This window comes from Campylobacter devanensis, assembly GCF_002139915.1.
GTDB classification, from domain to species: Bacteria; Campylobacterota; Campylobacteria; order Campylobacterales; family Campylobacteraceae; genus Campylobacter; species Campylobacter devanensis.
In genome coordinates this window covers 297,166-322,248 of sequence record NZ_CP018788.1, presented here as the reverse complement: position 1 = coordinate 322,248, position 25,083 = coordinate 297,166, and the positions used below count along the sequence as shown (strand labels likewise).

The window sequence follows — 25,083 nt, the reverse complement described above, 5'->3', positions numbered from 1 at the left end:
AAATATGTGTCTAAATCCAAATCAGCACCGATTATGCCTATTGTTTTGCCTTTGTATTTCACAGGAAAAGTCATAGAAGCCATTGTTATGTTTTTACCCTCTATATGGTCGCTAAAAGGTTCGGTTAATCTTGGTTTATTTAGGCCATTTGCGTAGTAATCTTTGCTTTTGAAGTTATCTTCGATACGCTCAAGTCTGTTGTGATAATTGACATATATGGCTAGATCGCCAGCTTGGGTATATCGTGGGTCGTTTGAATTTGGGTTTTTGGCGTATATGCTATCATCTGTAGTGTAGAAGAATATACCAGCGGCTATTTTTTGATCTTTTATAGCTTCGCTTAGCATATTTGTTATGATATCAACAGGCATAGCTATACCGGAATTTAATGATGATTCCATAGCTGTTTTATAAGCATTTAAAGCATCGGAAATTTTGTTAAATTCAGCAGCGATGTAATTTGCTTGTGATAAAGAACCAGCTTCCATGAAAGCAGCAGAATTCGACTCAGCCCTATTTGTAGCTTGATATGTGGCGATACCAGCAACGGTAGCTACTATCAAGGCAGTAAATACAAAACCCGCAAGAGCAAGTTTAACTGATAGTTTCATATTTTTGAACATATTTATCCTTTGAAATTTTTTATTATATATTTTAGCTCATATTAGATTTATAATAACTTAAAATAGACAGATTAATTATTATAAGAAAATTATATATAAATATTTAAGCCAAATTTAAATTTGACTTAAATTATTTACAATCTAGCGTATAATTTGTAGTATGGTTTTTAAAGTGAGCAGGATATGGCATTGTAAAGCTAAAGCCTCTTTGATCACCGCTTGGAAGGTCTTTGAGTATTAAAAATTCACCTTTTTGCGAACCTTTTTGGCTATGATTACTACCAATATAAGTATCAAAAAATCCACGATTTTCAAAATTGCTAGCCTCTAATCCTTTTTCTGGAGTATTGATTAATTCAATATTGATTGTACATGAATTAATATAACCATAACCAACATTTTTAATAATACCACTATAACTAATAGTCTCATTGATTAAGGTGCGCCTACCCTCTAAATTGATAATCTCTGCAACTTTGGTATATTTATCAATTAGCATCATTGAAATCATAGCCAAACAACTCATAATAGCAACATTAACAATAAGTAGACTAATAGCTTGTTTAGTGCGGTGTTCTTTTAGGATTATTAAATAGGTAAATAAGCCAAACATCGATAAAATCAGTATCAATACTATTATATGAAATATATTAAAATAGCTCATTAAAAACACTCCGTTCTTAGTGTGGTGGTATAGTTTTGTGGGCGAAATTCTTTCATAACGAATTTGATTTCCCCAGTTTTGCCAGGTTCAATCTGCTCAGTTATAATTACCTCTGTATGAAATGGGTTAAATTTAAATTTTAAATTTTCAAATTTGCTTTTTCCGATATTGTGAAAACTTAGCTTTATTCGGCACTTTTTAAATGGTTGTTTGGATTTATTGGTTATATTTACATCAGCTATCATAACATCAGAGTAAAATAACTGACGAAGTGGGGCAATATTTACATCTTTTGGGCGTGTTACATCATCAATAAATTTAAGTGAATAATTTATACCAGCACCTAGCCCTACAAAGCTAAGCAAAAATAAAAATATAGCAAAAAATGGACGCTTAAACATCATATAAATGGCTAAAATAAATAGCGCCAAAAATAGCAAAATTACCCACGAAACTGCGACATAATCATAAAATCCAAAGTTGCTTACATAAAATTTAATGGTAGAAAATATACTATTTGTCACGGGCTTTCTTCTCTTCTATTCCGCTTATACCTTCACGGCGTTTTAGCTCTTCTAGTACTGCATTTGGATGAATATCATAATCAGCTAACGCAACAATCATATGAAATAACACATCAGCTGCCTCGTAAATAGCGTCATATTTTGGCTGGCCTGGTTTATGCTCACCAAAACTCTCTTTGTTCATATTTGCATATAACTTAAAGCGCTCTAAATCTTTAATCGCAAGAGCAAATTCACACGCTTCTTCAGATATTTTTTTAAGATAACTATCTGGAGATTTTGTATAAAGTTTAGCGATATATGAATTTGAACTTGAATTTAGCTTTCTATTAAGTGCAATATGATAAAGATGATCTAAGATATCATATTTTATCTCTTTATTTAAATTTGGCCTGCTGTTTTGTTCTAAATTTAAATGATTAAAAAAGCAAGATTTCTCTCCAGTATGACACGCTACACCACCTATTTGTTCTATTTTTAAAAGCAAAGCATCACTATCGCAATCAAGGCTAATGGATTTAACAATTTGAAAGTTACCGCTCTCTTCGCCCTTTTTCCAAATTCTAGATTTAGTGCGTGAGTAGTAGTGAGCTAGACCAGTACTTTTAGTAAGCTCAAAGGCTTCTTGATTCATATATGCAAGCATTAAGACCTCACTAGTAGTAGCCTCTTGGACTACTACTGGGAGCATGCCATTAATCTTATCCCAATTTACACTCACGCTCATCTAAAAATCCTTAATTTTGTGTTGAAGTTTGTCTTTGTTTATCTTTGGTATCTACCCAAATATTTGGAACAGCTCCACCAGGAGTTAAGAATATCTTAGCATCTGTATTTGTTTTTAAGGCCTCGTTAAACTCTTTTTGAGTTTGGATCTGTTTTAGCTCTAAAAGATTATTTGTAAGACTTTTTGCTATTTGTGAATTTGAATAAGCTTGCGCATCAGCTTCTATTTTTACAGCATCGGCTCTACCTTGGGCTTCGATTTTTACAGCTTCGGCGGTACCTTTAGCAAGAGCAGCTTTTTTAAGAGCTTCTTGATTTGCACGCTCAACTTCATATTTAGTTCTTTCAGCCTCTTGTTTTGCTATTTGGACTCTTTCAATCTGCTCTTTGACTTTTGGCGGTAGGATTATCTCTCTTAGCTGAACACTAGCTAATTCTACTGGCTGATTTGGTTGCTTATCAATATCAGAGCGAATTCCCATATCGATAGCTGCGGCGATATCGTTTCTGCGCTCTGGTAACTCTTCTGCTGTGTATTTACCAGTTACATTTCTTACAACATTTCTTACAACTGGGTCTATTATTTTATTTTCCCAGCTAAAACCCCACGCAGCAATAGTTTGTGGTGCATTTTGTGGATTTAGGCGATACTGAACAGTAATATCCATACTAACAGGAAGTCCACGAGAGTCTAAAACCGATATAGTATCTTTAGTTTCAATTCCGCTACCACGGAAATTTGCTTCATTTCTACCCTCTGTAGAGGTGTAATTAATCTGACGAACTTTAGTATCAACTATGCGTACCTCTTGAATAAAAGGTATAAAAAAATGAAATCCTGGTTGAAGTGGATTTGGGTCAAATTTACCAGCAGTAGATTTGATACCTACCTCACCTGAGTTAATAACCACAAATGGCTTAGCTACCACCAAGATAACAATTATAGCAATTAAAGCATATATAATACCACTAAATTTACCTAAACCTCCGCTCAAATTTGGTACATTTGGCTTTTTAAAATTAAAATTTGGCTTCCTCTCATTGTTATTTGAGTTGCCATTTTTTTTATTAAAATAGTCATTTAAATCTGCAGGCAATTCTTGTCCTTTAATTAATATAAGTAAGTAAATGTTCGTATTTTGGATTTTTACCCATTACTATATCAAAATACGCACCTTGAAGCTCATGCGATACTGAACCTCTTTTGCCGCTACCAATTACTCTACTATCTATACTACTAATTGGCGTAACCTCTGCTGCTGTTCCAGTAAAAAATGCTTCATCAGCGTTATAAGCTTCATCTCTAGTAATTCTTTGGCGAAGTACTGTATAGCCTAAATCTTTTGCTATTTGAATCACATTTTTTTGAGTAATACTCTCTAAGCTAGTGTCATTTGGTGGAGTTATTATTACTCCATCTTTTACGATAAAGAAACACTCGCCGCTACCTTCAGCGATAAATCCTTGCGGATCAAGCAGCAAAGCCTCATCGCAGCCTGCTTCGTGTGCTTCGAAATTTGCCATTTGAGAGTTAAAGTAATTAGCGCTTGCTTTTGCCTTTGACATCATAGAAAATGGTGCTGGCTTCATCCAAGAGGCGATTTTGACTTTTATACCATTTTGAAGAGCTTCTTCGCCCATATATGCACCCCACTGCCACGCTGCAATAGCGACATTTACTGGGCATCCAATATGACTAACGCCCATTTTACCATAGCCTAAAAATACAAGTGGACGAATATAGACATTATCTGTGTAGGTGTTGCTTTTTAATAGGTCAATGTGTGCTTGATTGATCTGTTCAGCGGTAAATGGAATTTTAATCCCACAAGCCTTAGCAGATTCAAATAGCCTTTTTGTATGTGCTTCAAGGCAAAGAATAGCTAAACCCTTTGGTGTCATATAAGCTCTAACGCCTTCAAATACAGCATTGCCGTAGTGTAATGAGTGAGTTAAAACATGAGTTGTAGCCTCGTGCCATTTGACTAATTTGCCATCATACCATATATGTTCTGCTTCTGGTAGTGCCATTGTAACCTCTTTATAAAAAATTTTAGGCAATATTTTATCTAAATTTAATTAATAAACCGATAAAAATTAATATAAAAGTGATAAAAATGATAAATTTAGCCTTGCTTTTGCAAATTTAGCATAGTATAAATTTAAACAATTACTATACACGGCAGGCACAAGACAATAATAATATCTAAACTCAAAAGAATAAATTGACTAGCAAATTTATTCTATAAATCCGCTAGCTAAAACCCTTTGATTTTCATCATAAAATACAGCTAACTGACCACTAGCAACAGCTCCAGCATTGCTCTTTAGTTCTACAGTTGCTACTCCATTGCTTACACGAACAACACATAAAATAGGCTTTGAACGATACCTAATTTTTACATAAGATTCAAATTCGCTCAACTGAGTAAAATTATTAAAATTACGTGTTTTAAATTCATAGCACTCTAATTCATCTTTTTTACCTACAGTAATCTCATTAGCTCTAGCATTGATATTAGTTACATAATGAGGATCATGCGCACCATTGATTTTAAAGCCTTTGCGCTTGCCAATTGTATAATGCATATAGCCATCATGAGTACCGATAGCATCGCCATTTGAATTACGAACAATACCTGGAAGATTGGTATTATAGTGCTGCTTTAAAACATCAATATATGTAGTCTCAACAAAACAAATCTCACTACTTTCCTTTTGTGAGGCCAACGATGCAATCTGTGGTATTTGCGAAGCCTGGGCTTTTATATCGACTTTGAGCTTATCTCCGAGCGGAAAGATGATGTAAGGTAAAATTTGCGGGTCAAGATTGGCTAAGAAATAACTTTGATCTTTAGTCTCATCAATAGCAGATTTTATTAAACCATTTTCTATTCTAGCATAATGACCAGTTGCGATTTTATCACAGCCTAGACTCTTAGCAAATTCCCAAAGTGCACCAAATTTAATCAAGCGATTACAGTGAGCGCATGGATTTGGCGTAATTCCATCCTTGTATGAATTAACAAATAGATCATAAACCTCTTTTTTAAAAGTCTCTTGCAGATCTAAAACATGAGTCTCTATCCCTAAAAACTCACATACTTTTTTGACATTATCAATATTATGTCTATGGTAATCCTCTCTGCCGTGTAGCTTCATATAGCAACCTACTACACTATAACCCTGATCTTGTAAATATTTGGCACTCATTGAGCTATCTACACCACCGCTTAATGCTATTAATACTTTCAAAATAATCCTTTTATCGCTATTTTTTGATGATTATACAAAATATTTCTAAATATAATAAAACGAGATAGTAAAAATTTATATAATATATTTAAATAGTATATTATATAAATTTAGAATTAGTTTGAGTAAATCTAATCTTATACAAAACCTTAATAATTTTATCTTAAAAATACAAGTTTTTAAAACTCATTTAGCCAAATTTGTCTTGTATAATCTAAGTAAATTGACATTTAGCATACATAATATAGCAATAAGCTAACACTGCTTTATATTTATGCTATAAAAGTAAAATATCCATAATCTCATCTATATTATCAGCACTATAATAGCTATTTTTATTAACCAAACCCAAATTCACAAGATTATCTAAAAAGTTAAAAAGTGGCGCCCAAAAATCTCTTTGAACAAAAATCACCTTATGATCTCTAAGCCTTGCCTGCGCCAATGTAATAACCTCAAAAGCCTCATCAAGCGTTCCAAAACCACCAGGAAAAATAATAAAAGCAAAACTATCTTTTATTAAAGCGTTTTTTCGCTCGCTTAAACTATTTAATGTCTGCGATTTGGTGCAATAAGAATTGAGCTGTTGCTCATTTGGCAATATAACATTTATCCCTATACTATCCCCTCTAGCTTCAAATGCTCCACGGTTTGCTGCTTCCATAATGCCGCCACCTCCGCCAGTGATAACCCCATATCCAGTAGCTGCCAAAGCTTTTGCGATTTTATATGCTTTTTGGTAATGTTCACTGCTAGCATCTAATCTGGCTGAGCCAAAAATAGTTACATATTTCATGCATTAATTCCTAAATCTAGTCTCTTGCACCACAAAAGCTCTCCATCGCCAAAAATACTTCTATGTAAGATTTTAACCTTCATATCTAAATTTATATTATTAGCACTTTTGAATTCATTTGAGCGATAAATTAGAATCCAATCTACTCTAGAATCTAAATTTCTTAAGAAATTTTCACCACCTTCAATCATAACAAATCTCTTTTTAAAAGCCGGTTCTATCGAATTTGAGATTTCAATTTTACGATTTGGTATATTAAAAAGCGGTATTTGTAAATCAAATTCAGTTTTAGATGAGTAGATTAAAATATCTGGTGCACGCCCACTAATTAGCCTAGCATCTAGCGTTGGTCTATCTGTGCAAACTGTAGCTCCGCCAACTACCATCAGTTCAGCAAGCGCTCTAAGACGATGAGTATGAGTACGACTGGCTAAATTTGATATTACTCCACCAGTTGCAACCCCATTTTGCGTTAAGGCAATTTTAAAAAATGTAAAATTCCCGCTTTGCCACCTTAAAAATGGCTCTAGTAGTTCATCACATCTAGTCTTACACACATCAAGCTTTACCTCAACACCATTTTGAGTTAAAAACTCAGCCCCGCCTTTGGCGTGTTCTCCATAATCTCTTGAGCCAATTACTACACGCTTTGCACCCATAGCAAGAATCAAACTCGCACAAGGTGGCGTCTTCCCTTGATGAGCGCATGGCTCTAGCGTCACATAATAGGTGGAGTTTTTAAGCAAATTTCGGTGATTTTGGATTATGAGATTATATAGCTCATTTGGATTTTTAGCGGCAGCAAATATACTTTTTAAACTGCTATCTTTGCTCTCTAAGGCCTCTTTTGTCGCATTTAATTCAGCGTGAGCCTCTCCAGCTTTTTGATGAGCACAAATAGATAAAATCTTGCCATTTTCATCTAAAATCACAGCCCCAACTGCAGGATTAGGATAGGTCAAAAGCTGATAATCCCACGCTTTATTAATAGCTAAAGATAGATAAAACTCATCACTCATATTTACCACTGGATAAAGGTTTTAGCTTTTTTTATATTATTAAAATTTAAATTTATATTTTGTGTGCCATCATTGATTACGATATCATCACCATTTACACTTACTATTGTGCCAATTATCTCACTTTTATCGCTTAATATAATCTTTGCCATCTCAGATATACTCTTAGCAAAATGTTCTGGTTTGCTAAGTTTTCGCTCAAGCCCTGGACTAGAAACTTCTAAAACCCAATCCCCACTAACTGGCGGCATAACATCATAAATAGGCGATAAAAGCTTACTAACAATCTCGCAATCATCCAAGCTCACACCGCCACTTTTGGTTATATAAACTCTATAAATTTGGCGGTCATTTTCGTTGGCTATCTCTGTATCATACAGAGCCACACCGCAATCATTTAATAACTTTTCTAACTCTTCTAAATTCACTTTTTACCCTTTTGTAACTCATCAGCAACCTTAGCAAATAGAGCGTCTATATGATTTTGATACTTTAATCTATCATCAAAGATAAAATGAAAATTTGGAGCCCTATACCACCCCTCGGCTGCCATACAATGATTTTGGATATGGCGACTAATCTTTTTAAGATGAGATAATATATAGGCTTGTTCCTTCTCATCAAAATTCATCTTATCTAAATATACAAAGGCATCATATCTACCCTTTTTACACTCAACATCAGTAACACAAAGTCCCTTTAAATATTCATCTTCAAGAGTGCTTAGGGCTTCTGGAATTAGCTCTTTTAATATGCTTTGGGTGCGAAGTCTTTTTAACTCAGCGGGGTTCATATCTCAGCCTTATTCTCTACTTCTTTATAACTCTCAATATAATCGCCCTCTCTCATATCATTATAGCCTTCAATCCCTACGCCACACTCATAGCCCTTTGCTACCTCTTTAGCATCATCTTTAAAGCGTTTAAGTGAGCTGATATTGCCTTCAAATACCACCACGCCATCACGAATAACACGAATTTTCGCACCCCTGCTAATGATACCTTCAGTCACCATACAGCCAGCGATTTGACCGACTTTTGGTACATTTATAACTTGTCTAATCACTGCTTGACCAAGATCCTCTTCAGTGATAACTGGACTCATAAGGCCACTTAATAAAGCCTTAACATCATCTAAAAGATTGTAAATTACATTATAGGTTTTGATCTCGACAGCTTTTTCTTTGGCTTTTTCTTTGATATCACCAGTTGGTCTGATATTAAATCCTAATATCACGCAATTTTGACTAGCACTAGCTAGTGAAATATCGCTTTGAGTGATACCGCCTACACCAGAGTGGATAATGCTAACTTTAATCTCATCATTTCTAAGCTTCTCAAGACTAGCTTTAATAGCCTCTAATGAGCCTTGGACATCAGCTTTGATTATTACAGGTAGGTTTTTCAACTCGCCTTCTGCGATTTTGGCACTTAACTCATCTATTGTAACTTTTGTAGATTTGCTTAACTCTTTTTGGCGTAGATACTCATATTTTTTCTGTGCGTATTCACGGGCTTCTTTATCACTTTTTACGCTAATTAAAGTCTCGCCAGCTTCAGGCACTTCGCTTAGACCTATTAATACCCCACACTCTCCTGGCTTAATAGCCCTTAAACTTCGACCCTTATCATCGCTTAAAGCCCTTACTTTACCATACGCCACACCTGCAACTATGGTATCACCTACTTTTAATGTACCGTTTTCTACTATTATAGTAGCTACTGGGCCACGGCCTTTTTGCAATGAACTCTCTATAATTGTAGCTTTGGCCTCTCTATTTGGATTGGCTTTTAGCTCTAAAATTTCAGCTTGTAAAAGCACTATTTCTAATAAATCTTCTATCCCCATCCCCGTTTTTGCTGATACTGGAACAAACTCATAAGACCCACCCCACTCTGTAGGCATGATATCAAGTTCTGCCAAACCACTTTTGACCAAATCAGGATTAGCACTCTCTTTATCCATTTTGTTTATCGCTATAATAATTGGCACGCCCGCTGCCTTAGCGTGAGCTATCGCCTCCTTGGTTTGAGGTTTAACACCATCATCAGCAGCCACTACGATAATAACAATATCAGTAACACTAGCTCCCCTAGCTCTCATAGCAGTGAAGGCCTCATGCCCTGGTGTATCGATAAATGTGATATTTTTTCCATTTTTTTCTACCATATATGCGCCAACATGTTGAGTGATGCCACCGGCTTCGCCACTTGCTACTCTAGAGTTTTGGATATAATCTAATAAGCTTGTCTTACCATGATCGACATGCCCCATTATCGTAACTACAGGCGCTCTAGGCTCGGAGTGTTGGTCATCTTCGCCCTCATAAGCTTTGACATAGTCAAATTCCTCTTGAGTATCTACAATATTAATCTCAATACCAAACTCAGCACCTAAAATTTCAATCTCATCTTCTTCTAAGAAGTCATTTTTGGTAGTCATCTTGCCAAGCATAAAAAGCTTACCAATAATCTCACTTGGGGATTTTTTGATCTTATCGGCAAATTCATATACTCTAATCTCTTTTGGTATATCTACACTTACAACGCTCTCATTTTGATTATCTTTGACCACTTTTTTATGCTTTTTGCGGCTACTTCTTTGAATTCCGCCTTCAAAGTTAAATCCATTATTTTGCGCAGGTTTATAGATATTTAGAGGTTTTTTAGTAGTTTGAACCCTTTCAGTTTCAATCGGTTTTACTGTGAGGTCTGGTAGCACTACAACATCTTCATCATCGATTACAATATCGTCACCAAATTCACTAAGACCCATTAAATCAAGCTTTGATGAACTCTCTTTTTTAGTGGCTTGAAATTGTTTTTTATCTTTTTTCTTCTTTTTAAAACTCTCCTCACCACTACCAAACATAGATTCAAGTGCTTTATTATTTATCATTGTTGGACTACTAGATTTTTCTACTTTTGGCTGTTCGTCTTTTTTCTTTTTAACAATTACTAAGCCACGCCTTTTATTTATACTTGAATTTGCTAGACTCTCAGGTTTTGATTCATCTTTTTGGTTGGATTCTGGCTGCTGTTTTGACTCTACAGCTATTACTTTTACTGACTCAGGTACTAGCTGAGTTTTGAGTGACTCATCTTTTATAGTTGGTTTTGACTCCTCTTTTAGCGACTGTTTAACTGCTGGCTTTTTAGCCGATTTAGCCTCTGGGGTTATACCAGATTGGACATAATCATAAAGCTTTGCAGCATCTTCTGGACTTACAGCGCTTGAGACAGTAGTCACCGCAAAGCCTAGCTCTTTTGCTTTCTCTAAAATTTTTTTAGACGATGAGCCTAGCTCCTTTGCTATTTCGTGAATTCTAATCTTTGCCATTGACTATTATCTCCTTTAAATTTATACTATTTTTTCCAAATTTTGCAAGTGGTTTTCTTAGCTCTTTTGCATCTTTTTCTATGCAAATTTTACAAACATAAAACGATCTAGCATTGCATAAATTTAATACTATTTCACCATTTACTGATCGGAATTTATAAAGCTCATCTTGGTAAAATCTACTCTTGCAAACCACGCACATTCTAATAGGTTTATGAAATTTTCGCACTATTATATCTTAGTTTTCTTTATTTTTAGCTTTTTATATTAAATCCATCGTTGTCAATATCTAAAATTACAACTCTAAATTTACTAAACTCACTCTGCAAAGCCTGCGCTAAAGCTTGTGCTCTATCATCATAGGTTAAATTCAAAAAGCTTGATCCGCTTCCTGAGAGTGTACTCATTAAAGAACCATTAGCATATGCTACTTCTTTAACCCTAAAAAGCTCTGGTAAAGCACTCATTCTGCACTCTTCATGCATTTTATCAATACTTGCAAGACGTAAATTATCATAATCTTTTTTAATAAAACAGCTACTTAAGTAAGCAGCATGACTAAGATTGCTTACGCACTCGCTCATTGTATAGTTTGCAGGGAGTTTGCCACGGCTTTGCTTGGTATTCATCGGCTCATCTGGAATAACAACCACAGCTTTTAAATTTGAATCAATATCTGTTCTTTGAGTAAAAACTGAATCGCCACTAACAATATTCACTGTAAATCCACCCCAAACGGCTGGCGAAATATTATCAGGATGATTTTCATACTGTAAAGCTTTATTCAAAATTACGCTACGCTCAACCTTAAATCCTGCAATATAATAAGCAGCGGCAATAGCGCCAACTATAACCGAACTAGAGCTTCCTAATCCTCTTGAAAAGGGAATATTGTTTACAAAGTTAAATTTATAATTTAAACTCTTACCATTTAAGCTAGCAATAGTTTCATTAAAAATATTCACAAATGTATTATTTTTTTTCAAAGCAATTTTATCGCTTCCCTCACCTATAATATTAATAGAGCTAATCTTTTGTTCAGTGATGCTAACCTCATTATAAAGCTTTAAAGCTAGACCCAAAGAGTCAAATCCAGGTCCCAAATTCGCACTTGTTGCTGGTGTAAATATTGTCATTGTAATCTCCTAAACTGCATCTATAACATAATTTGGCAATGCATCAGCTATCAACTCCAAACCATCTAAACTTATTGGCAACTCAAATTCATACGGTTCAACTCTTTGTAGACTAATAGCCCCATTTTTTAGCACAAAACTCATATTTTTATTAGCTCTAATTGGCTTAGCCCCATTTAAAGCAAATCCATCAACTCCATAAAACTCCAACCCACGAGCCACGCAAAAAGTACAAAGTGTCAAATAAGCAACCTTTAGCCCCATAAAGCTTCCTGGCCCATTAGCATAAATAATTTTACTAATCTCAAATTTAGCACTTAGCAAACCCAAAATCTCTCCTAAAGATTCGCTTGCTTTTTCATCGCTCTTAATCTGCTCAATTAAATTTCCACCTAAATATACACCCACAAGCAAAGGTGAACTAAGGCAAATTACTAATATATCAACCTTTTTTATGCAAATGCCTTTTCATACTCTTTTTGTGTTGCTTCACTTAGAGTTATAATCTCATAATTTTTCTCATCGCTTAATAGTGCTACAGTTAATTTATGATTTAAATCATGACTTCCAGCAAAAGCTTCATAATCTCCAATCATAGGTGCTCCAAGTAAGCTTATATCGCCAATTGCGTCTAAAATTTTATGACGAACAAATTCATTTTCAAATCTTAACCCCTCAGGATTTAATATTTTACCACCATCTATTACTACAGCATTATCTAAGCTTCCGCCCAGTGCTAGCCCCATTGAATTTAGTTTTTGTACATCTTTTAAAAATCCAAAAGTCCTAGCCCTTGCTATTTGGTTTATAAAATTTTCTTTACTAAATTCAAAAGTATAACTTTGTAAGCCAATTACTGGATTTTCAAATTTAATTGTATAGTTAAATTTTGGATTAGTTGATGGAGTTAATTTGACATATTTATCGCCCTCTCTTACCTCTACTTCTCGCTTAACTACTATCACCTTTTTATCGGCTTCTAGCTCGACTATACCAGCCTCATCGAGCATCATACAAAAACTAATAGCACTTCCATCCATCACTGGTACTTCATTTGCATCTAAAATAACTCTGATATTATCAATTCCATAGCTATTTATCGCACTCATTAGGTGTTCGATAGTTGATACTGTAGCCTTTTCATTGCCAATTACTGTAGCCATCTGAGTATTTAATACACTACTTGGCTCAGCTTTAAAACTTGTAGCCATATCACTTCTATAAAATACTACTCCGCTATCAGCTTCTAAAGGCTCTAAAATCAGCTTAATTGGCTCACCTTTGTGAAGACCAATTCCGACTCCTTCTACTCGTTTTCCTATAGTTCTTTGTTTCACAATATTCCTTAAAATTTTGCAAATTATAATCATAAAAGGATTAAAAAATCTTAAAATTTCAGCCTTTTATAGCTTTTTTGGCTGAATTTAAAATATCATAGATATTATCTTTCATCCATTTTCTATCCATCCACTCCTCAGGCCTAACCTCAACGCCTTGAATTAACACCCCAAAGTGCAAATGATCGCCAAGCGCTAATCCGCTAGTGCCAGTTTTACCAATTATATGCTTAGCTCCAATATGCTCACCAGGTTTAACCAAAGTACCATTACAATGCCCATAAAGTGTATAAAGTCCAAATCCATGATATAAAATAATATTCTCACCATAAATTCCATTTAAATCATTATATGCTACAAAAGCTGCATTTTGCGTATCAATTGATGCCATAGCTGTACTAGCAAGATCTAGCCCCATATGCCAGCTTTGACTTACATCTTCTCCATTATAGGTATAAAATCTATGATCTCCAAAACTTGCTACTGCTGCACCATTTCTAAGCGGATAGAATGGTTCAATATAAAAGCTATCTATAATCTCCTCTGGCACTGCTGAAGTTATCTTATGAATCATATCTTCGTTTGAATCCCTTAGAGTTTCATTTACAAATTTAAACTTTGCAAGTCTATCAAGCTCTGGATAATTTTGAGCATATTGGTTGGCTAGCTCATCAATTTTACCATCTAAAAATCTATCACTCAAAGCAATTCTAGACTCTTTATATTTACGATCTTGCAAATAATAGCCAATACTTGAGAAACTCTTATTACCGGCTTTATCTACAGCCACAATTCTAGCTTTAAAATTTGGGCTTTGTAAATCCCATGCGAGCAAAGAAGCCCAGTAACCATCTTTTACAAATTTAGTTGGTTTAAAAATTCGATCTCCGTTTTGGATATAAACACTTTGTAAATTCTCATCAACTGCTTTAAAAACTACAACAGCTGAGCCACCTTTAGTAATTTTATATGATTGGTTTATAAGTTGAATTTGAGGATTTTTACTATCAATTATCAAATTTACCTTTTTACTAGCTACATTTCCACCTAAAAAACTAGAATCCTTTGCTTCTATTAATAGCTCATATGCACGATTTTTATCTAAAATTAGACTTTTTGGAAATTTTAAATTTATCTGTGCTTGATTTTGTGGTTCATTAAATTTTTCATCCATTATAACATGAGCGCTTTGTCCATCTACTAATGTAACTTTAAATGATTGTAGTGTACCATTATCACTAATATTTAGATCAATTGGAGTCTTTTGATTCCAGTAAATTTCACTATTTATAGATATTTTTGGTGGTTCTGAATCCATTGAATTTGAGTTTAATACTCCAACAACACCAAAAATAAGTCCGATAAAAATCAATGCAAATATAAAAGTTTTAACCTTTGAACCTCTCACAACTATCCTTTACTAAATTTAAATCGCAAAATTCTATCTAAATAAATTCAATAAATAGTATTAAAGTATCTCTCTTAAAGCGCGTGCAGTCTCCATCCACTCTTTTAACTCATCCCACTTCTCGTTTTTTATCATATTTTCGCAAATTTCAAGTTCATTTTTAAATGATGTAATTGCTTCTAAAAGATTATCTTTATTTTGTTTAAAAATATCACTCCACATTTGCGGATTAGACTTTGCTATTCTTGCCATTCCACTAAAGCTACCAGCTGCTAAAAGTAAAATATTTCGTTTATCTTCCTCTTTTAAGGTCGAATTTACCAAACTATAGCTAATTACATGTGGCAAATGTGAGATAATTCCTACATGATGGTCGTGACTTTTTGAATCCATAAATACAATCTTCATCCCAGCATGACTTAAAATCTCAACAACTCTTTTAATATGAAATTCTCCAGCGCTTTTATCATCACAAATTACTACTACAGCGCCATTTAACAAAGTTTTAAAAGCAGCCTTTGGTCCTGAATTTTCTGTTCCAGCCATAGGATGAGCTGCAACAAAATTGCTCCTAATTTCAGTTGGGCATGAGCGTAAAATCTGCTCCTTTGTTGAACCAAGATCAACAATTGTAGTATTGCTTGGGATATCTTTTAAGTTTTGCATAACCTTAATAATGGCTTCAACTGGAATTGCTAAAAATATCATATCACAGCTTTTTTTCATCTCTTCAAAGCTTATAATATCATCAACAAGCCCTAAATTTAGTGCATCATTTTCATTATTTTTATCTAAATCGTATCCACTAACCTTGTCAATAAGCTTCATATCTTTTAGTGCCAAACCTAAAGACCCGCCAATAAGCCCAAGTCCAATAATCCCTACATGCATAGTGTTTCCTTAGAAATTTTTAGCGTGCGATTATATCAAATTTAGTCCAAAAGGCTACTTAATCAAAAGTTAAAAATATTTATGATACCATTTTACCCATTTTATTTTTAGGTAATTTTATGAAAAAAGCAGTACTTTCAAGCTTTATTGTAGCAGCCGCTTTGGAGGCTACTCAGATTCAGAGTATTACATTTAACGGTCTTTTACATCTCTCTAATGAGAGTGCAACTGATATTAGCGGGCTAAAAGTTGGTAGTAATTTTAGCGATGAGATCGCTAATCGTGCTATTATAAATTTATACAAACAAGGGTATTTTGAAAATATTACTATCGAAGAAAATGCAGGCAATATAATAGTAAATTTGGTCGAAAAGCCAGTAATTGCTAAAATTGATATTAATGGTGTTGTTACAAATGATCAAAAATCCATTGAACAAATAATAGATATCAAAAAAGGTCAAATGTATGATGAGTTTGCACTAAATAATACCAAAATTAGAATTCGTCAATTCTATGAAGCTAGAGGTTATTTTGATACTGTTGTAACTACCGATATTGTACCAATAAATGAGAATAAAAACTCACTTCATATAACTCTAACAGTAAATAGAGGTGAAAATATCATAATCGAAAATGTAAATTTGGTAGGAGCTAAAGCATTAGATTATTCAGATATCGAACCAGCCGTAGCAAATAAAAGTAGAGAATTTATGGGATGGATGTGGGGATTAAATGATGGCAAAGCTAAAATTTATGAACTCCCAGGTGATAGTGCCAAAATTCAAGATGAATATCTAAAAAAAGGCTACTTAGACGCTAGCGTCTCAGCACCAAATTTAAACGCTCATTTTGATAATTACAAAGCTGATTTGACCTATTATATCAGTGAGGGTGAAATTTATAAAGCTAATCAAATTAGTATTAAAGCGCCTGAGTTTTTAGAACTTGATACAGCTGAAATAATTGATGATTTTAAGCTGCAAAAAGGTGATATATTAAACTCATCATGGATGAAATTAGACATTAGCACTCTAGAAAATATAGTAGCAAATAAGGGCTTTGCTTATGTAAAAGTTAATCCAAATATTACAAAAAATAGCGATTATACTGCTGATATAGTCTATGAGGTAATTCCTAAAGAAAAGGTATATATAAGAGATGTGATAATAAGCGGAAATGATCGTACGGCTGACCGGATTATTAGGCGTGAGCTATATTTAACAGAAGGGAATTTATATAATAAAACCGATCTTATAGACTCTAAAAATGCATTAAAAAGAAGCGGATATTTTGAAGATGTCCAGATAATCGAAAAACGTGTAGATAAAGACCAAATCGACTTAGAAATAGCCGTAAAAGAAACCTCAACTGGTAGTATTGTAGGCGGTATAGGCTATGGAAGTAGCGATGGATTGCTATTAAATGCCGGAGTAAGCGACTCAAATGTATTTGGCTCTGGATATAAAGGCAGCATTATGGTTGATAAAAGCGATGATACATTAAGTGGGAATATAAATTTAACCAATCCACGTGTAAATGACTCAGCTTATAGTCTTGGCGGGGGGCTATTTGCTAATGATTATAGCTGGGATGAGTATGATGAGCAAAACTATGGAGCTAATATTATAGGCGGAAGACAGTTAGGCAGATATATAAACGCATATTTAAGCTACCAAATTGAGCGTAGCGAGATAGATGGGCTAGATGCATTTTATAGAGATGCTGGATATCAAAATGGCGTAAATATCAAAAGCGCATTAACTCCTAGTATATCATTTAACAATACCGATGATTACTATGTTCCACGAAGTGGTATCATTGCATCAACTAGCCTAGAGTATGCTGGCCTTGGAGGCGATATGGAGTTTATCAAAAACCGAACTACATTTAATATTTATCAAGGTTTACAAGACTATATAGATATGGATTTAATTTTACGATATAAATCTGGATTTGGATATATTTATAATGATGATAGCTCAAAATTGCCTATTAATGAAAAGCTATTTTTAGGTGGAATTAACTCAATTAGAGGTTATGATAGCAGATCAGTTACACCAAAGAAAAAAATCTGCAATCCTAAAAATAGCAATGGCACTGTAATAAATGGCTGTGAAATTATTGAAACTGGCGGTAAAATCAGCTTCAATAACTCATTTGAACTAAGCTTTCCAATTATTAATCGCCTTAAAATGCGTGGAGTGATTTTCTATGATTATGGTATGATTGGTCATAGTGATATTAATGAGATTAAGCGTTCTAGTGCTGGAGCTGGTATTGAGTGGATTACACCAATTGGCCCACTTCAACTATTCTACGCTCAAGCTCTAGATGATAAAAAAGGCGATGACACAAGCAGCTTTGAATTTACAATTGGTAGAAGATTTTAAGGTATTTGGTTGAATTTGACACCTATCAAATTCAACCTACTCAAACGAAATCACAAAAATCTCAGGCTTTATTAGTTTTCTTATCTCATTTTTTAACATAAAAAAATTCTTTGCACCTTTAATATATAAAGTATTTGAACTAAATTCAAAACTAATATTTGGACTAAGACTCAATGCTCCAGCAAGTCCAAGAATAAAGCTAAGCCATCTAACTACATCAATACTAGGAAGCAATTTTTCAAATTCACCAAGACTATTTATAGCCTTACCCTGATACTCAATCATAGCAGCGATTAACGCTTTTTGCTGATGCGTGTAGCCGTAATTTAGAGCATTTTTCACAAGATATCCACTATGAGAATTCTCCAAATAAAAACCAACACTTCTACCGATATTATAGAGTTTAGAAGCGATTATAAGCTCATTTATATAGCTTGGGTTAAGCTTATGAAGTGGTGCTAAAATCTCAAATAGAGTCTTTACATGCTTTGTAGTAATACTATTATCACGCTTAGCAAATCTATCTTGAAGGCTCCTAAGACTTGGATTAAAGCCTTTTGGAAAGGCTATTTTATACTTTTGTGGCATTTGGATTAACTCTTTGGATTTTAAATTTGGCCTTAGAAGATTAGCCAAAAATACTCCCTCTCTAATCCCAACACCGCTAGTATAAATCATCCTAGCTTTTAAATTTTTAGCCGCAGCACTAAATATCATCGCACCTTGCCTAATAGTATCAAATCGATCTTTTTTAATGGCTATATTTTTTAAATCAAATTCCTTATCTGTAGCAATTTTACTAATTAAATTCAGATAATTTTTATACTCATAAGTAAAATTATGCACTAATCTAATTGGATGATTTTGCAACTGCATAATCGCACCCGATATCGCCCTTAAACTCCCACCTATTGCTATTATATTTTCATTTATAAAGTGTGATGGAATTTGAGCAATTATCTCTTGAGTAAATTTAATTGCTCCATCTATATCTCCCTTATCAAAAAATAGCTCTTTTAATCTAACTGTACCAATATCAAGCGAAATGATATCTACGATTTTGCCATCTTTGATTTTAGCCAGCTCAGTCGAGCCGCCTCCAATGTCAATCGTAGTAGCCTCATTTAGAGGGCTAAGTAGATTTAGTGCTGCAAGCCCTCCATAAAAAGCCTCCATATCTCCACTTATCACTCGCAAATTTAATCCTAGCTCTCTTTTTACCATATTAATAAAGATATTCGAATTTGGTGCATCACGCAAAGCTGAAGTACCGGTACATAAAACCTTACTAACCTTATAAATTCTCAAAAAATGCTTAAATTCACTAAATGCATGTAAAACATTATCCATTGCTTGAGGCTGCAATACTCCACCACGCTCATAAGCGCCCTCTCCAAGACGTACCTTTACCTTATACTCACGAAGAATAAAAAACCCAAGCCTACTAGTTCGTTCAAATATCGCCATTCTAGCCGAATTTGATCCAAGGTCAATAACTGCAACTCTTTTTGACATTAAATCTCTTTTAAATTTATTTTTTATATTTACTATTTCGTATAGGTAGCGTTAGCGTTGCTATCGTTCCACTTCTATCTATGCGATTACGCAGTTCAATCCTTCCGCCAAGTGCTTGTGCTGCTCCCTTAGCTAAAAACAATCCAAGTCCAGCCCCGCTGCTATTTCCATAGCGCTTAAATGGAGCAAAAAGATCCTTGCTCTCATCAATTCCAATCCCTTCATCAATCACACGAACGATAAATTCACCGTTTGCGAGTGTAGAATTTATCTCAATCGTGGCACCTTTTGGAGAGAATTTAATTGCATTTTGGACAAAATTTTGCAATACATGTAAAAATAGAGTTGGCTGGATCATAATCTTAAGACTATGGGGACGCAAATTCATTCTAATATTTTTATCATCGCCTTTTGCAAGAATTAAGAAATTATTACCAATCTCATTTATATAAGCAATCATATCAGTCATTACTGGCTGTTCAAACTGTGCGCCTTCTTGTCTGCCAATCTCTAAAATTGAGCTAATCATTTTATTCATCTGATTTATAGCTTCATTATTGTTTTTTAATGTATCAATATATTTTTGAGTATCACGCTCTTTAATAAGGGTAACTTCGTTTTTAGTTTTCATTACTGCCAGTGGTGTTTTTAGCTCATGCGCAGCTCCAATAAAAAGCTCCTTTTGATACTGTACAAATGTCAAAATCCTACCAATTAATCTATTTACTCCATCACCCAAAGGCTTAAATTCTACCGGCAATTCATCTGTCTCAACTTCTTGAAGAAATCTCTCATTTAACTGCCCAAGCTTTAGACAAAACGAACGAAGAGGCGCTAGCAACATTCTAGATAGAAATAGCGCATAAAATAAAATTAAAAATATTGCTGTGGAATTAATGATTAAAATATCAACTAAAATTTGATCTACTATTAAACTATATTCGCTAGTATTTTTAGTTAATACTAAAAGACGGTTTTGATATGGATAATATAGCGTTAAATATGTAGCATTAATATCTTTAGTTGAGACAAATTCAGGCCGAGTGAGATTATCGTCATTTAAGACTATTTTAATTAGATCAAAATTACTATTTTTATACTCAAGACTCTCATTCTCATTCATTGCAGAGATATTCTTAGCCTCCAAAGTTAGACTTTGGACTATATTTTCAAAGATTGTAATCTTAATATAGTGGTATAACATCACCGAAAATATAATAATTAGCATCGTAGAAGCCGATGCTAATTGTAGGGCAAATTTAGCCCTTAAGCTTTTTTGGGGAAGCAAAATCTATATCCACGGCGTCTTACTGTTTCAATTGTGGAAATATTAAGTGGTTTATCCATTTTTTGGCGAATTTGATTAATAGCAACTTCAATTACATTTGGCGTAACTAGCTCAGGCTCCTCCCAGATAGCATCTAAAAGTTGTTCTTTGCTTACAATCTGGTCGCTATGGCGTGCTAGATGAGTTAAAACCTCAAATGGCTTACCTTTTAATTCAATTTCTGTGCCTTGATATGTAATCTTTTCTTCATCTGGATCAATTGTTAAATCATCAATTTTAATCACATTTGTACCGCCAAAGCGAAGTCTAGCCTCAAGTCTAGCAACTAAAATATCAAAATCAAATGGCTTTTTAATATAATCATCAGCACCAGCTCTAAAAGCTTTTATTTCACTTTCTTTATCATCTTTTGCTGAAATAATCACTACAGATGTGCGTGGAGATTTTTGTTTGATAACATTAATTAAATCAATTCCATCACCATCTGGAAGCATAAGATCACTAAGCACAAGATCATAATTACGAATACCAATAAAATATTCTGCATCATTAAAGTTTTCTGAATTATCTGTTTGGTAGCCAAACTCTTGCAAACCTTCGGCTATAGTTTTGCCTAGCGTAGTCTCATCCTCTACTATCAAAATTCTCATTAGCTTTTCCTTAAAAGTAAAAAATTTAATGCGAGATTATAGCAAAATTTAAGCCAAAATTCAAGAAAATTTAAACAATTTTTAATAATTCTTTATTATTTTTGCACCTACAGTAGCATTTTTAATAATTTGAGTTTTGGAAATTTTCATATAAAAACTATTTAGACTTGGGTAGTTTTCTTTGAATTTAATGGAAAAATACTCTAGTGCATCCTCTATTTTATAAAATTTTTGCTCTTTAAATTCACTTTGTGTAACTTCACAGACCTTAGCATAATCTATAAATTCATCAGCGCTAAATTCCATATCAATACAAACTCTTTGAGCTTCGACTCGTTCAAAATCTAAAAGACCAATTATTGTATCAAACTCAAGGCTATCAACAAAAACACTAATCAAATAACCTTGCCCTCAGAACCACTTAATAGGCGTTTAATATTTGGCATATGCTTATAAACTACAATGAATGCAATAATTAAAATTGGCGCATGCGTATTAATTTCAGGTATATCATAGTGGAATATAAATGATGATACAACCATTGCAAGAAGCGCTATAAGTGAAGCTAAACTAGAAATCTTAAGCACTTTACCAGCAATAAACCATACAATAACAGCAATAATCAACTCAAATGGTAAAAAACACGCCAAAACGCCAGCTCCAGTAGCAATTCCCTTGCCACCTTCAAACATCAAATATGGTGAAAAACAATGCCCTACAACAGCCAAAACTCCCATCGCCCAAAGAGTAGCTATGTCAAGTTCAAATATAAATTTACCAACCAAAATAGGTATTACACCCTTAAGCGCATCAAACACAACAGTTAAAATAGCAAGTTTTTTAGCAAGCGCAGGATTGCTTTGTTTAATTACTCTTAACACATTTGTAGCACCAATACTTTTACTGCCACTTTTTTTAATATTTATTCCACCAAAAAGTAAGCCAAAAAGTAAGCCAAAAGGCACTGCACCAATTAAATAAGCAATTAAATAGGCTATTAAATTCTCATTCATATCAACTACTTTCCACCAAAATAAAGAAGCGCTGAACCCCAAGTAAATCCACCGCCAAAAGCATCAAGCAATACCAATGAGCCATTTTTAAGCCTGCTACTTTCATAGGCATCATTCATCGCCATAGGAATAGATGCTGAGCTAGTATTACCATACTTTTGCACAGTTACAACACATTGAGAATCACTAAAATTTAATCTTTGTTTTACGGCCTCTATAATTCTTAAATTTGCTTGATGCGGGATAAAAAGATCTATATTATCTGATGGAATTTGGTTTTTCTCTAAAATATTAACCACATCTTTTGTTAGAGTATTTACGGCGATTTTAAAAACATCGTTACCAGACATTTTCATAAAATTTAGTCGATTTTCTATAGTATCCTTATTTGCAGGATTTACAATAGCACAACCCGGAGTTATTAATAGCTCACCTTTGCTTCCATCGCTTGAAGTATGTACATCTAAAATTGGATTGTTATCTCTTGCGCTAACTACGGCTGCACCTGCTCCATCACCAAAAAGCACACAAATACTACGATCACTCCAGTCCATAATCGCACTAGTTTTCTCAGCTCCAATAATTAAAATATTTCTCTTAGCGCCGCTTTCAATCATAGATTTAGCTAACTCTAAAAGATAGATAAATCCTGTACAAGCCGCACTAATATCAAAGGCTGTTACATCTTTTAGGCCTAGTTTATTTGCGATCACGCAAGCAGTTGAAGGCATGCAAAAATAGTCTGGTGTAATAGTAGCACATATTACAGCATCGATATCACTCTTATCTAATCCTGAGCGCTCCAAAGCTTGCAAAGCCGCCCTATAACCTAAGTCGCTTGTAAATTCATCCTTAGCGATACGACGCTCTTTAATTCCAGTACGCTTAGTTATCCATTCATCGCTAGTATCAACTATCTTTTCTAAATCATAATTTGTAAGAATATCTTTAGGAGCATAAGCACCAATTGAAATTAACGAAGCTTTAGTCATTTTGCAAACTTTGTAAGCTCATTTGAAATAACCTCATTTATGCTAGATTCTGAGAATTTAAGAGCTTGGAATATTGCATTTTTGATAGCTTTTGGACTTGATTTACCATGGCTGATGATTACACAATCTTTTACACCAAGAAGTGGTGCACCACCATATTCATCATAATCAATCTGGTTCTTAAGTCCTCTAAATACACTCTTCATCAAAATCGCACCTAAAATTGCAAGTGGTGATTTTTTAACACTTTGTTTGATAATTTTAGTAATTGCACTAGCAACACCTTCGCTGGTTTTTAATAAAATATTACCAACGAATCCATCGCAGATGATAACATCAACACTTCCATCAAAAATTTGATTACCCTCTACATTTCCGATGAAACTATCGAGTTTTTTAAGCATTTCAAATGCATCTTTTGTAATTTCATTACCTTTGCAATCCTCTTCACCGTTGCTAAGTAGACCAATTCTAGGATTATCAATCCTCATAATCTCTTTAGCATAAGCATAGCCCATAATAGCAAATTCAAATAAATTTTCTGCCTTACAATCAACATTTGCACCAACATCTAAGACCAATGTTTTTTGATTAGCCTGTGTTGTAGGCATTAAAGTAGCAATTGCTGGCCTACTAATACCCTTTACTCGTCCAAGACGTAAAGTTGCTAAACTCATACTAGCACCACTATGACCGGCTGATACTACTGCTTTACAATCTCCACTACGAACTAGCTCGACAGCTTTAAATATCGTACTTTCTTTACGTTTTAGCGCATCAGTAGCACTCTCATCCATAGCAAACACTTCGCTAGATTGAACAAAAGTAATAAATTTAGAGTATTTATGTGGAATAAGGGATTTTAGCTTACTCTCATCACCTACTAAATAAGCTTGAAACTCTCTTTGTTTTAAAGCTTCAATAACTCCAGCTATAATTGGCTCAGCACCAAAATCCCCGCCCATAGCGTCAATTGCTATTTTAATCATCGTTTATATTAGTACTCGCCAGTTGTTCTATTTACACGGTGAGGCATTTTCCAGCTGCCGTCTTTATCTTTTACCGGCATTGGTAATGTAACTTTATAGTGGGTTCTACGCTTTGCAGCTCTTGTATGACTCACTCTACGCTTAGGTACTGCCATTTTACTCTCCTTCTAAAATTTTACACTTATCACAATAAAAATAATCGCTTTTAAAGGCCTCTAACTCACCAATTAAGATCTCATCTGTATCTATTATACCACCAAAAAATTCTATGGTATTGCTTAGCTCATTATCGCTATCTTTATAGATACCATCGCTTAAAATTAGATTTAGTTCTTCATCTAGGCTTAAAACTATATCAGTGCCACAACTATCACAAATATGCTCTAATTCACCGATTAATCTACCGCTGCACTTGGCTAAATTTAGAGTAGTTTTTTTAATACTACCGCTAAATTTAACTCCATCAATACTACTTTCAAAATTAACTGGTGTAGTAGTTAGCTTATCGAAGCGAATTTTCAATTAAAT

General features: G+C 34.1%; 27 protein-coding genes and 1 pseudogene. 1 reads left to right on the top strand and 27 read right to left on the bottom strand.

All coding sequences use genetic code 11. The annotated features are described in order from the left end of the window. Positions 1-17 precede the first annotated feature (17 nt). The 18 genes and pseudogenes from CIGN_RS08490 to CIGN_RS01570 all read right to left on the bottom strand — a co-directional run. Positions 18-347: pseudogene (locus tag CIGN_RS08490) on the bottom strand (PDC sensor domain-containing protein); the annotation flags it as partial. Between the two features lie 406 nt (positions 348-753). Then, complete coding sequence (locus CIGN_RS01650) at positions 754-1,287, bottom strand: DUF2393 family protein (protein ID WP_086228270.1); 534 nt, start codon at positions 1,285-1,287, stop codon at positions 754-756. Further along, positions 1,287-1,811, bottom strand: a complete 525-nt coding sequence (locus CIGN_RS01645) for a DUF2393 family protein (RefSeq protein WP_086239091.1) — start codon at positions 1,809-1,811, stop codon at positions 1,287-1,289. Before CIGN_RS01645 ends, CIGN_RS01650 begins: the two co-directional genes overlap by 1 nt. After that, on the bottom strand, positions 1,801-2,538 hold the full coding sequence (gene hisIE / locus CIGN_RS01640; RefSeq protein ID WP_086233388.1) for a bifunctional phosphoribosyl-AMP cyclohydrolase/phosphoribosyl-ATP diphosphatase HisIE: 738 nt from the start codon (positions 2,536-2,538) through the stop codon (positions 1,801-1,803). The genes CIGN_RS01645 and hisIE overlap by 11 nt, the downstream gene beginning before the upstream one ends. Positions 2,539-2,548: 10 nt before the next feature. Further along, complete coding sequence (locus tag CIGN_RS01635) at positions 2,549-3,634, bottom strand: SPFH domain-containing protein (protein WP_086302051.1); 1,086 nt, start codon at positions 3,632-3,634, stop codon at positions 2,549-2,551. 10 nt (positions 3,635-3,644) lie between these two features. Continuing rightward, positions 3,645-4,568, bottom strand: coding sequence for a branched-chain amino acid transaminase (locus tag CIGN_RS01630; RefSeq protein ID WP_086302050.1), 924 nt, complete (start codon positions 4,566-4,568; stop codon positions 3,645-3,647). A 207-nt stretch (positions 4,569-4,775) separates the two neighbouring features. Further along, positions 4,776-5,792: a tRNA 2-thiouridine(34) synthase MnmA gene (gene mnmA / locus CIGN_RS01625; RefSeq protein ID WP_086240929.1), complete on the bottom strand. Its 1,017-nt coding sequence runs from the start codon at positions 5,790-5,792 to the stop codon at positions 4,776-4,778. A gap of 277 nt (positions 5,793-6,069) precedes the next feature. Beyond that, positions 6,070-6,588, bottom strand: coding sequence for an LOG family protein (locus CIGN_RS01620; RefSeq protein WP_086225373.1), 519 nt, complete (start codon positions 6,586-6,588; stop codon positions 6,070-6,072). Further along, positions 6,585-7,607 carry a bifunctional diaminohydroxyphosphoribosylaminopyrimidine deaminase/5-amino-6-(5-phosphoribosylamino)uracil reductase RibD gene (gene ribD, locus CIGN_RS01615; RefSeq protein ID WP_086302049.1) on the bottom strand — a complete coding sequence of 341 codons (1,023 nt, stop codon included), beginning with the start codon at positions 7,605-7,607 and terminating at the stop codon, positions 6,585-6,587. Before ribD ends, CIGN_RS01620 begins: the two co-directional genes overlap by 4 nt. A 2-nt stretch (positions 7,608-7,609) precedes the next feature. After that, on the bottom strand, positions 7,610-8,035 hold the full coding sequence (gene rimP / locus CIGN_RS01610; RefSeq protein ID WP_086302048.1) for a ribosome maturation factor RimP: 426 nt from the start codon (positions 8,033-8,035) through the stop codon (positions 7,610-7,612). Further along, complete coding sequence (gene rbfA / locus CIGN_RS01605) at positions 8,032-8,400, bottom strand: 30S ribosome-binding factor RbfA (RefSeq protein WP_086227221.1); 369 nt, start codon at positions 8,398-8,400, stop codon at positions 8,032-8,034. The genes rimP and rbfA overlap by 4 nt, the downstream gene beginning before the upstream one ends. Beyond that, positions 8,397-10,946, bottom strand: coding sequence for a translation initiation factor IF-2 (infB, locus tag CIGN_RS01600; protein ID WP_086302047.1), 2,550 nt, complete (start codon positions 10,944-10,946; stop codon positions 8,397-8,399). Before infB ends, rbfA begins: the two co-directional genes overlap by 4 nt. Then, positions 10,933-11,175: a YlxR family protein gene (locus CIGN_RS01595; protein ID WP_201789857.1), complete on the bottom strand. Its 243-nt coding sequence runs from the start codon at positions 11,173-11,175 to the stop codon at positions 10,933-10,935. The genes infB and CIGN_RS01595 overlap by 14 nt, the downstream gene beginning before the upstream one ends. A 25-nt stretch (positions 11,176-11,200) precedes the next feature. Then, positions 11,201-12,082, bottom strand: coding sequence for a homoserine kinase (gene thrB / locus CIGN_RS01590; protein WP_086240926.1), 882 nt, complete (start codon positions 12,080-12,082; stop codon positions 11,201-11,203). 9 nt (positions 12,083-12,091) lie between these two features. Then, complete coding sequence (locus tag CIGN_RS01585) at positions 12,092-12,490, bottom strand: glycoprotease (protein ID WP_236844772.1); 399 nt, start codon at positions 12,488-12,490, stop codon at positions 12,092-12,094. Between the two features lie 44 nt (positions 12,491-12,534). After that, positions 12,535-13,419 carry a UDP-3-O-acyl-N-acetylglucosamine deacetylase gene (gene lpxC / locus CIGN_RS01580; protein WP_086225367.1) on the bottom strand — a complete coding sequence of 295 codons (885 nt, stop codon included), beginning with the start codon at positions 13,417-13,419 and terminating at the stop codon, positions 12,535-12,537. Positions 13,420-13,477: 58 nt separating this feature from the next. Beyond that, positions 13,478-14,827, bottom strand: a complete 1,350-nt coding sequence (gene pgp6 / locus CIGN_RS01575; RefSeq protein ID WP_236844771.1) for a peptidoglycan metallopeptidase Pgp6 — start codon at positions 14,825-14,827, stop codon at positions 13,478-13,480. Positions 14,828-14,887: 60 nt separating this feature from the next. Then, on the bottom strand, positions 14,888-15,718 hold the full coding sequence (locus CIGN_RS01570) for a prephenate dehydrogenase (protein WP_086227225.1): 831 nt from the start codon (positions 15,716-15,718) through the stop codon (positions 14,888-14,890). A gap of 119 nt (positions 15,719-15,837) precedes the next feature. Here CIGN_RS01570 and bamA point away from each other — a divergent pair, with 119 nt between their 5' ends. Further along, positions 15,838-18,108 (top strand): outer membrane protein assembly factor BamA, encoded by a 2,271-nt coding sequence (gene bamA, locus CIGN_RS01565; protein WP_086302046.1) that lies wholly within the window; start codon positions 15,838-15,840, stop codon positions 18,106-18,108. 36 nt (positions 18,109-18,144) lie between these two features. On the opposite strand, the gene CIGN_RS01560 is transcribed toward bamA, so the two are convergent. The 9 genes from CIGN_RS01560 to CIGN_RS01520 all read right to left on the bottom strand — a co-directional run bounded on the left by CIGN_RS01560 (position 18,145) and on the right by CIGN_RS01520 (position 25,077). After that, on the bottom strand, positions 18,145-19,623 hold the full coding sequence (locus tag CIGN_RS01560) for a Ppx/GppA phosphatase family protein (RefSeq protein ID WP_086302045.1): 1,479 nt from the start codon (positions 19,621-19,623) through the stop codon (positions 18,145-18,147). Between the two features lie 16 nt (positions 19,624-19,639). Further along, positions 19,640-20,851: a sensor histidine kinase gene (locus CIGN_RS01555; protein ID WP_180380104.1), complete on the bottom strand. Its 1,212-nt coding sequence runs from the start codon at positions 20,849-20,851 to the stop codon at positions 19,640-19,642. Positions 20,852-20,889: 38 nt separating this feature from the next. Continuing rightward, positions 20,890-21,561, bottom strand: a complete 672-nt coding sequence (hsrA, locus tag CIGN_RS01550; RefSeq protein ID WP_086225363.1) for a homeostatic response regulator transcription factor HsrA — start codon at positions 21,559-21,561, stop codon at positions 20,890-20,892. 81 nt (positions 21,562-21,642) lie between these two features. After that, a complete protein-coding gene (locus CIGN_RS01545; protein ID WP_086227228.1) occupies positions 21,643-21,960 on the bottom strand; it encodes a dihydroneopterin aldolase in 318 nt (105 codons plus the stop codon). Further along, positions 21,957-22,574 carry a glycerol-3-phosphate 1-O-acyltransferase PlsY gene (gene plsY / locus CIGN_RS01540; RefSeq protein ID WP_086225361.1) on the bottom strand — a complete coding sequence of 206 codons (618 nt, stop codon included), beginning with the start codon at positions 22,572-22,574 and terminating at the stop codon, positions 21,957-21,959. Before plsY ends, CIGN_RS01545 begins: the two co-directional genes overlap by 4 nt. 5 nt (positions 22,575-22,579) lie before the next feature. Continuing rightward, positions 22,580-23,566 (bottom strand): beta-ketoacyl-ACP synthase III, encoded by a 987-nt coding sequence (locus tag CIGN_RS01535; protein WP_086229423.1) that lies wholly within the window; start codon positions 23,564-23,566, stop codon positions 22,580-22,582. Beyond that, positions 23,563-24,555 carry a phosphate acyltransferase PlsX gene (gene plsX / locus CIGN_RS01530; protein ID WP_086229422.1) on the bottom strand — a complete coding sequence of 331 codons (993 nt, stop codon included), beginning with the start codon at positions 24,553-24,555 and terminating at the stop codon, positions 23,563-23,565. Before plsX ends, CIGN_RS01535 begins: the two co-directional genes overlap by 4 nt. 8 nt (positions 24,556-24,563) lie before the next feature. After that, on the bottom strand, positions 24,564-24,710 hold the full coding sequence (gene rpmF, locus CIGN_RS01525) for a 50S ribosomal protein L32 (RefSeq protein WP_086225358.1): 147 nt from the start codon (positions 24,708-24,710) through the stop codon (positions 24,564-24,566). A 1-nt stretch (position 24,711) separates the two neighbouring features. Continuing rightward, on the bottom strand, positions 24,712-25,077 hold the full coding sequence (locus tag CIGN_RS01520; RefSeq protein WP_086225357.1) for a hypothetical protein: 366 nt from the start codon (positions 25,075-25,077) through the stop codon (positions 24,712-24,714). Positions 25,078-25,083 lie beyond the last annotated feature (6 nt).